The following is an 8904-nucleotide window of genomic DNA, read 5'->3' on the forward strand; positions in this document are numbered from 1 at the left end:
AGACCGTTAGTCAGGGCGCCTGGGCGGTTTCCGACCCTTTAACGGTCTGCCAGACCGTTAGTCAGGGCGCCTGGGCGGTTTCCGACCCTTTAACGGTCTGCCAGACCGTTAGTCAGGGCACCTGAGCGGATCCTCCGCAATTAACCAAGCGTTCAAGCCGGCAAAGAAGCTCTCTCCCCCGTCTGAAGCTGGTACATCTTGAAGTAGCGGCCGCGAAGCGCCATGAGCTCGTCGTGGGTGCCGCGCTCGACGATCTCGCCGCGGTGCAGCACGAGAATCTGGCTGGCGTCGCGGATCGTGGACAGCCGGTGCGCGATGACGAGCGTCGTCCGGCCTTCGCTGACGACTTTGAGCGCGCGTTGGATCAAGCCTTCCGTCTCGCTGTCGATGCTGGCGGTCGCTTCGTCGAGAATAAGAATGGACGGGTCGAACGCCAGCGCCCGAGCGAAGGAGATGAGCTGCCGCTGGCCGGACGACAGCGTGCTCCCGCGCTCGACGACCGGCTCGTCGTAGCCGCGCGGAAGCTGCTCGACGAACGAAGCCGCGCCGACGTCGGCCAGCGCTTGCTTGACCTGCTCCAGCGAAATATCCTTATTGTACAGGCTGACGTTGAATTTGATGTCCCCCGCGAACAGGTACGGGTCCTGCAGCACGATGCCCATGTTTTTGCGAAGCTGCTGCTTCGACAGAGTCGAGATGTCGACGCCGTCGATCGTAATCCGCCCCGCGCCCGGCTCGTAGAAGCCCAGCAGCAAATTGATGATCGAGCTTTTGCCCGAGCCCGTGTGACCGACGAGCGCGACCGTCTCCCCTTGGCGGGCGGTAAAGGAAATGTTCTTCAGCACATGATCGTCGTCGTTGTACGCGAACGTCACGTTCTCGAACTTCACTTCCCCTTCCGGCTTAGTCCCTCCCGAGGCCTCCTCGACCTCCGTGCCCTCCATATCGAGGATGGCAAACACTTTGTCCGCGGAGACGAATGCCCGCTGCGCGTTCATAAGCTGGTCGAAAATCCCGATAATCGGGTTGAATATGCGCCCCAGATAGTCGATGAACGCGTACAGCACGCCAAACGAAACCGCCGCGCCGGCAACGGAAAGATTGCCGAAGTGCCAGATGACGAACGCGGTAAGCAAGCTGCCGATCGTTCCGACGATATTCCGCGAAGAGAGGGAGAAGATCCGAAACTGCTTCACTTGGGCCACGTAACGATCCTCGTTCAGCCGTTCGAACTCCTCCAGCGTCGCCTTCTCCCGGCGGAAAGCCTGAAGGATCGGCATAACGACGATCGACTCGTTGATCATCGCGTTCATATCGCTGAGCCGCGCGCGCATGATCGAAACGTACTTCTTGGAAAACTTCAGATGGAAGTACATAATGACCACGAACACAGGCGGCAGAGCCAGCGTGTACAACGCAAGCTGAGCATCCAGTATGAACAAGGCGATGTAGATACCGAGCAAATGAGCGAAGCTGACGACGAACGTCGCCATGAAGCTCATGAACAGCTCCCGGATCGCCTCCGTGTCGTTGGCGACGCGCGAGACGATCTGCCCCGCAGGCGTGTTATCGAAATAGCGGAGGGCGATGCGCTGAATATGCCGCATGACATCCATTCTCATATTTTTGATAATGCGGAGCGCCGTCGTCTGAAGCAGGTAGGATTGCGTGAAATTCAAGAGTCCCGACAGCAAAACCAAACCTATGTAAAATGCGAGCAAGATCAGCACGGGACCGAGTTCGCCCGTCGGAGGCGTCAAATGCCCGTCGACAATCTCCTTAATAATGAACGGCCCGCCTAGCTCCGCGCCTACCGCGCAGAGCAAAATCGCCAGAGCGCCGATAATCCGGTATTTGTAAACGAGCGCGTAAGAGAGCAGCCTGCTCCCCGTTGATCGTTGGGAATTCATACGAACCTCCGATCCTGATTGTCCTCTTATTCTTCCAAGCCGGCCTCCATCTGCTGCCGATCCCACTGTTGTCTATACCATCCGCCCAGCAGCATCAACTGCTCATGCGTGCCTTCTTCCTTGATGCGCCCTTCGTCCAGCACGACGATCCAGTCGGCGTGGCTGACGGCGGACAGGCGATGCGTCGTAATCAGCGTCGTCTTGCCGGCGCGCTCGCGCCGGATATTCGCCACGATGCGGCTCTCCGTTCTCGCGTCCACCGCCGACAAGGAATCGTCCAGCAGCAGCACCTCCGCGTCCACGAGCAGCGCGCGGGCGATGGACAGGCGCTGCTTCTGGCCGCCCGACAGCATCACTCCGTTCTCCCCGATCAGCGTATCCAGCCCTTGCGGCAGTTGGGCGATATCGGTCGAGAAGGATGCCATCTCGACCGCCCGGGCGACGTCTTCCGGAGTTGCGGTCGGCTTGCCGAGGGCGATGTTATCGCGAATCGTCTTGGAGAGAAGCAGGTGCTCCTGCGGGACGTAGGCCATCCAGGTCTTCATTCTGTCCAGAGCGATGTTTTCCGCCGGAACATCCGATACGAACAGCATGCCCGGAGACAGCGGATACTGCCGCAGAAGCTGCTTCAGCAAGGTGCTCTTGCCGCTGCCGGTCTTGCCGACGACGCCCAGCGTCTGCCCGCGCTCCAGCCGCACGGAGACGTCGGTCAGACTGGGAACCGAAGCGCCCGGGTACGTGAAAGACAGCGCCTTCAATTCGATCGACTCGGGAACTCCAAGTTCGATCGGATCCTCCGCGTCCTTCACGTCCGCTTGTTCGGCCAGCACGTCGTCCAGCCGCCCCGCTGAAGCGCTGCCTCTCTGCAGCACGTTGATAAACTCGCCGAAAGCGATCATCGGCCAGATCAGCATCCCCAGATAAATATTGAAAGTCACGAGCTGGCCGAACGAGATTTCTCCCCGGAAAACCAAGTGAGCCCCGTAGCCGACTCCGATCGCGAAGCTCGCGCCTACGATAAAAGAGATCAAAGGATGGAACAGGGCGTTCAAGATCGCGACTCTGCGATTTTTATCCATCACGTCGGTCGTCAGCCGGTCGAAAGCCCCCAAGTCGTCCTTCTCCTGCACGTAGGAACGAATAACCCGGATGCCCGAGATCGCTTCCAGGACGTGATCGTTCATGCGGCCGAACGATTCCTGCGCCGCCATGAACCTTCCCCGAACGACGCCTCCGAGCTTGCTGATGATCACGACGAGCAGCGGCAGCGGAATCAGCGCGGCGAGCATCAGCTTGGCGCTGATGAAGCTGAGCATCATCACGACGACGACCGAGATGCCGACCAGCGTATTGACGAGCGTCATAACGCCGTATCCGGCCGTCTGCCCGATCGCCGACACGTCGTTGGTCGCCAGCGCCATCAGCTGCCCCGTGCTGTGGCGTTGGAAGAACGAAGGGCGCATTCGGGTCAAATGCCGGAGCAGTCGGGTGCGAAGCAGCTTCTCGATCAGCACCGAATTGCCGAACAAGTTCGTAATCCATATGTAGACGAAGACGTATGTGAGCAGGGCAAGGCCTGCGAGAATCAGAACGGTCTGGCTCAGTTCCGCGGCGGTCAGCGTCCCCTTCTCCATCACGTCGATCTTGTTCCCGATCAGCCGGGGAGGAATCATCGACAGCAGGCTGACCAGCGTCATTAATCCGATGGCCAGGGAATAGCTGCCCCATCTTTCCTTGAAAAACCATTTCAGGCGAATCACGAACGACAGCGTCATCACCCTCCCATATTTCCAGTTTCTGTGCGTGCACCTACGATCTTAACCGTTCCGCCCGTTCGCGTCTACGCGAACACAGCATTAAATTTCAAGAAAGAAAAGAGCGGCGAAGCCAGTCCGCAAATGCCGGATGTTCGCCGCTCTGGTTGTCGCGCTTATTCTTCGCTTTCCGCGTAATGGGCCTGGCAAAAGTCGGCCAGCGCGGCCTCTTCCTCGTCCTCCAGCTCGGCGTCGATATAGCTTCCCGTCGACTTCTCGTACAGTCCGTAGCTCACGACGCCCGCCTGCTCTCCGTCCACCTTGTAGACGGCTTTGATCTCGATCCCGTTCGCGGAATACAATTCGTCCTCCTCGTCGAGCTCGAGCTCGATCACGAACTCGTAACGCTTCCCCGGCAAAATCCGGAAAGGGTCCTTCACCAGCTCCACGCTGTATTCGGTTACCGACAGCATTTTCTCATCCTTCCTTGCGCTCGATGTCCTCATTATACACATTTCCACGTACATGGCGATTATGCCTCCTTTCGCGCGGCTTGAGCCGGATAGCCCAACTTGGCGAGGACGAGTCCCGTGAACGGGTTCAGTTCCGCAACCGGTTCGCTCAGATCGAAATAGCCCAGCTCCAGTCCCTCGCCGTCATTCACTTCGGGCGTTCCTTCGACCCCGATCGCCTCGAACACGGCCATTACGTTATAAACCTCGTCCCCGTGGGGGTATCGGTAATACATGTCCCTGCCGGAAAATAAATCGATCAGCCGGAACCGCTTCGCGGTCAGTCCCGCCTCTTCCCAGAGCTCCCGCGCCGCCGCTTCCTCCAGCGATTCGCCGGGCTCCAGCGCCCCGCCGATCGTCCCCCAATCGCCGCTGTCCGAGCGCCTTTGCAGCAGCAAGCGCCCGCTCCCGTCGAACACCAGCACGCAAGCGCCGGCCATGATCAACGGGCGCGTCCCGACAACCTCCCGCAATTCCGATATGTATCCCAAGTTCCTCGTCTCCTTTTTCCCCGAAGGGGGATGATCTAGAGTTGGTTCATCGTTCGCAAAGCCTTATTGGCCGAATAGACCGACAGGTTGAAAGAGCGCCAATCCCGGTTCTCGCGGTTCAGCTTGCCGAGGTTGGCTTCGAGCAGCTTCTTCATCTCCGCGTCCTCGCGATTCATGGCGAAATCGACAAGAGCCGGAATCGCGTCCGCCGACAGTTTGTTCAAGTAATACCGGTCGATTCGCCCCGTCTCCTCGAAGCGCGAGAGGTTGTTCTCGGCGATGAGCCGGTCCATGCCGACATAGTTGACCACCGTGTACGCGGCCAGACTCAGGACGATAAAGCATTTCGCCATCGGGACGAGCGAGGTGCGAATGCGCAGCGCCGCGATCAGCAGCAGGAACGCCAGATAAATCATGAACGCATGAACCAGAAACCGGATGTACGTATACCCGTAAGCTTCCTCGTACATGGCCAGTCGGATGTAGGCGGAGATCAGCATGACGCCCGAGCAGACGACCAGGATGTACAGCAGGGCGTTAAGAAGGCCCCTCTTCGTCCCCGAGAACGTCAGCGAGACGATCAGCAGCGCGAAATTGATCGCCGACACGGCCACCAGCTCGCCGAAGCCTTTGCGGGCATACTCCGCGTAAGTCGTTCCGTCCGGAAGCAAACCGTCCCACGCCCCGAACAAATAGGTAAACTGAATGGCCACGAACAGCAAGTAGACCGCGTTGACCGCCAGAAGCAGAGTCGTCAGCACGACGGAATCGATCCCCGGCTTGCGGGGCGGCGTTACGTCTGCTTGGGAGACGGTTTTTCGGCGTCTTGGCGGCTTAGCGAAGCTCCAGAAATAGATCGCGAACAGGATGCCGAATACGAGAATCCACAGCAATCTTCCGAACAGCTCGCCCAGGGAGAACCGGCTGATCCACCCCGGAACGCCGTTGAGCAGCCGGTTAAACGCGCCGTCCGCCGAAGCCAGCAACGGAATGACGACGAACAGCAGCGGCGTGGCGAAGACGAGGCCGATGGCGACCTTGGTCGCGGTTTTCTGGCGCTCGCTGTCCAGCCTTCTGAACAGCGAGATCCGCAGCACCCGGAACACCCGGGGAATCTGAAGCAGGCTGCGGGGGATCAGATGGGCGAGCGCCTCTCCGACGATGCCTACGTCCCACCAAGGGACTCGCTTCGAACCGCGCAGCACGGCGAGATGGACGAAAACCAGACTCGGAATCGCCAGCAGATTAAGCGCCCGAAAGATCGGATTGTGAAACAGACCGTACGTCAGAGACAACAGCACAATCACCGCGAATAGAAACCAGCCGAACCCGGTCGTCTCCTTCAGCCGGTCTTTCCAATCGTGGAACAGGTAGACGTACAGAAGCGCAATGAATAACGGGAATGAAATCCCCGGATCATGGTCGAAAAACAAATATTGATGGACGGCGGCCAGCGCGAAAGCGCCGAGCAGCGCGGTCATGGAGCTTCCGAGCAGGGGTTTGCGAGATGCAGGCAAGGCGATCCCTCCGTTTTCTCGTTTCTAATGCCTATTGTAGGTGTTAAAATAGGAAGATAAATAGAAACTAATCGTTGGAAAATTTCCTATTTTAATGACCGGTCAGGACAGGCGGAGGATGGAAAGGGGACGCAATCGATGAAGCTGCATCAACAATTTCTGCTGCTGCATTCCCGGTTCGGGGGCGGGGATTCGGCGTCGACGACGCTGGACGAGATCGCCAAGCTGCTCGACTGCACGCCGCGCAACGCCGCCAACATCGTCCGCGCGATGAGCCGGAACGGCTGGATCGCCTGGGAATCGTCGCGCGGCAGGGGAAGACGCTCTACGCTGAGCTTTCTCGCGCAGGCGGAAGACATCGCGGCGCAGGCGATGCTGCAGGCGATCAACCGCAAGGACGTCGCCCGCGCGATCGGCCAGATCCAGATTCACCGGAACTCCTCCGCGCTGCAGGAGCATCTGCAGGGCCGGCTGCTCTCCTACTTCGGGCACCACGTCGAGACGAGCAAGGACCGGCAGATCGATACGCTTCGCATTCCGATCCGCCAGCCGCTCCATACGGTCGACCCTCTGTACATGAATCTGCTGGCCGAATCGTTCGTCGCCAGCCACGTGTTCGACGGGCTCGTGCGCCGCTCGGATTCGGGGGACGATATCAAGCCCGGCATCGCCCACGCCTGGGAGACGGACGAGACGCGCACCCTGTGGACGTTCTACTTGCGCAAGGAAGTGCTGTTCCATCACGGGAAGGTGCTGAACGCCGAAGACGTCGTATATACGTTCGAACGGCTGGTCCGGTCTCCGCGCAGAACGCTGTACAGCTTTATCTACAAGCAGATCAAGTCGGTGCGCGCGCTTAACCCGACGGTCGTGCGCTTCGAGCTGGAGGAGCCTAACGAGCTGTTCCTTCCGTTCCTGTGCACGAGCCGGGCGGCGGTCGTGCCGAAGGACTTGAACCAGCTTGGAAGCTACCGTTTCGGCACGGAGCCGGTCGGAACGGGACCGTTCAAGGTGACGCAGATGAACGGGACGGTGTGCGTGATGGAGGCTTTCGGGCCTTGTTTTCAGGGGAGGGCGCATCTCGACCGGGTCGAGATCGTTCATGTGCCGTGGGCGGCCGAAGCGATGGCGGAGGAGAGCGGCGGCAAGAGAGAGGGCGGCGCTGCCGCGGATCAGACGGAACAGGTGTCCCCGTTCCACGTCATCCCGAACGCGGCCGCCGGAGACTCGGGCTGGAGCCGGATTCATTCGGAGACGACGGTGCGCAAGTTCGTCACCTGCAACACGCAGAAAGCCGGACCGTTGACCGATCCGGCGCTTCGGGAGCATTTGTTTCGTTGCCTTACGAAGATCGGAGAGGGTGCCGAAGACTCCAAGGAGGCTGCGGAAAAGGCAGGAGACGCCCGCAGTGCGTCGAGGTTAGCGGACTCCGAAGGAGCGGAAGACGCGGGAGTCGGGGAAGACGCGAAAAGCGTAAGCGATAAGGTTGCACTGGAGAGCGAGGATTCCTCTTCGATCCCCTCCGTTCAGGCCCCCGTGCGCCTGCGGATCGCGACGATTCTGCCGTACAGGGACGATGCCGAGTCTCTGGCCGAAGCGCTCAGCCGGCACGGCTACGACTGCGAGGTGGCGGCCGTCTCGCCGGAGGAGTTCAAAGGCGCGATCCGGCTGGAATCGGATCTGATTCTGTTCTCGCTGCTGCGCGACCAGGATCAGGAGCTGCGGCTCTACGACCTGTACCGGACGATGGCCGAGCACGTCGACGCCCATACGCGCATCGACATCGAACGGCTGTTATCCCGCGCGCTCAGGGAGCCGGACCCGGCGGTCCGGCACCGCAGCCTGGACAAGATCGAATCGCTGCTCATCCGCGAACGCCACCTGCACATTCTGTCGGAGAAGCCGCTGCCGACCGCCTACCTCCCCACCGTCCGCGGCGTTACTTTTAACTCCCAAGGGTGGGTCAACCTTCGGACGCTGTGGTTCCCTCCGGTTATGGGGGAATAGTGCCCCTAATGCATATTGGTGTCGTTGTAATGCACTTTCCCCAATAAACCTAATACCGCAGCTTCTTCATCTCTTGCCTGTAAATCTCAGACCTCCGGTCGTAGAAAGGGGCGACCGCCCCGCGCGCGCGGTTCTCGTGCAGCTGATAGTAGTCCAGCTCTACGAGGATCGTCGCGTCGACGTTTTTCTTGCCCGTCTCCAGAACGCCGTCCGGATCGAACGGGAAGTCGCACGGCGCGAAGGCCCCCGCCTGACAGTAGCCCGTATCGACTTGCGGACGGTCCTCGGACAACGCGCCGACGAGCCCGCTCAGCACGACGAAGAGCTGGTTCTCGACCGCCCGCGCCTGGGCGCAGAACCGTACCCGATGATATCCGTGCGCGCTGTCGGTGTAGGAAGGACACAGAATCGTCTCCACGCCCCGGAGCGCCGCGGCTCTCGCCAGCTCCGGGAATTCGACGTCGTAGCAGGTCAGGATCGCCATCTTGCCCCACTGCGTATCGAACATGTTGAGGCTTTCTCCCGGCACGAGCGGCCAGCGGATCTGCTCCTCCGGCGTGAGGTGGACTTTGCGCTGCCTCTCGAGCCTCCCGTCGGGGAAAAACAGGAACGCCTCGTTGACGTATTCCTTGCTCGAATCCGAAGCTTCGCTCAAACCCGAACCAGAACCCGAACCGGAACCAACGCCCGCTCCCGAGTTCTTCTCCGCGTTC

At 60.0% G+C, this 8904-nt stretch carries 7 protein-coding genes; 1 reads left to right on the top strand and 6 read right to left on the bottom strand.

Annotated elements, in window-relative coordinates; all coding sequences use genetic code 11:
* Positions 1 to 152: 152 nt before the first annotated feature.
* The 5 genes from ACESLM_RS29775 to ACESLM_RS29795 all read right to left on the bottom strand — a co-directional run bounded on the left by ACESLM_RS29775 (position 153) and on the right by ACESLM_RS29795 (position 6184).
* On the bottom strand, positions 153 to 1910 hold the full coding sequence (locus ACESLM_RS29775; protein WP_372638211.1) for an ABC transporter ATP-binding protein: 1758 nt from the start codon (positions 1908 to 1910) through the stop codon (positions 153 to 155).
* A gap of 26 nt (positions 1911 to 1936) precedes the next feature.
* Positions 1937 to 3685 (bottom strand): ABC transporter ATP-binding protein, encoded by a 1749-nt coding sequence (locus ACESLM_RS29780; RefSeq protein WP_372638229.1) that lies wholly within the window; start codon positions 3683 to 3685, stop codon positions 1937 to 1939.
* A 155-nt stretch (positions 3686 to 3840) separates the two neighbouring features.
* Positions 3841 to 4191, bottom strand: a complete 351-nt coding sequence (locus ACESLM_RS29785) for a DUF6509 family protein (protein WP_372638214.1) — start codon at positions 4189 to 4191, stop codon at positions 3841 to 3843.
* Positions 4192 to 4196: 5 nt separating this feature from the next.
* The gene (locus ACESLM_RS29790) at positions 4197 to 4667 is read right to left on the bottom strand and encodes an NUDIX hydrolase (protein WP_372638217.1); all 471 of its coding nucleotides are present in this window, start codon (positions 4665 to 4667) and stop codon (positions 4197 to 4199) included.
* A 35-nt stretch (positions 4668 to 4702) separates the two neighbouring features.
* Positions 4703 to 6184: a DUF4153 domain-containing protein gene (locus ACESLM_RS29795; RefSeq protein WP_372638220.1), complete on the bottom strand. Its 1482-nt coding sequence runs from the start codon at positions 6182 to 6184 to the stop codon at positions 4703 to 4705.
* A gap of 138 nt (positions 6185 to 6322) precedes the next feature.
* On the opposite strand from ACESLM_RS29795, the gene ACESLM_RS29800 reads away from it, so the two are divergent.
* Complete coding sequence (locus ACESLM_RS29800) at positions 6323 to 8191, top strand: ABC transporter substrate-binding protein (protein ID WP_372638223.1); 1869 nt, start codon at positions 6323 to 6325, stop codon at positions 8189 to 8191.
* Positions 8192 to 8240: 49 nt separating this feature from the next.
* Here the strand turns inward: ACESLM_RS29800 and ACESLM_RS29805 are convergent.
* A partial coding sequence (locus tag ACESLM_RS29805; protein WP_372638226.1) for a nitrilase-related carbon-nitrogen hydrolase occupies positions 8241 to 8904 on the bottom strand: 664 nt, incomplete at its 5' end.

It is taken from the genome of Cohnella sp. (assembly GCF_041641335.1).
Classification (GTDB): domain Bacteria; phylum Bacillota; class Bacilli; order Paenibacillales; family Paenibacillaceae; genus Cohnella.

Bases quoted from the DNA above. Each gene is read 5' to 3' on its own strand.
- ACESLM_RS29785 (WP_372638214.1), bottom strand. From the start codon at position 4,191: ATGTACGTGGAAATGTGTATAATGAGGACATCGAGCGCAAGGAAGGAT.
- ACESLM_RS29780 (WP_372638229.1), bottom strand. From the start codon at position 3,685: ATGACGCTGTCGTTCGTGATTCGCCTGAAATGGTTTTTCAAGGAAAGA.
- ACESLM_RS29775 (WP_372638211.1), bottom strand. From the start codon at position 1,910: ATGAATTCCCAACGATCAACGGGGAGCAGGCTGCTCTCTTACGCGCTC.
- ACESLM_RS29800 (WP_372638223.1), top strand. From the start codon at position 6,323: ATGAAGCTGCATCAACAATTTCTGCTGCTGCATTCCCGGTTCGGGGGC.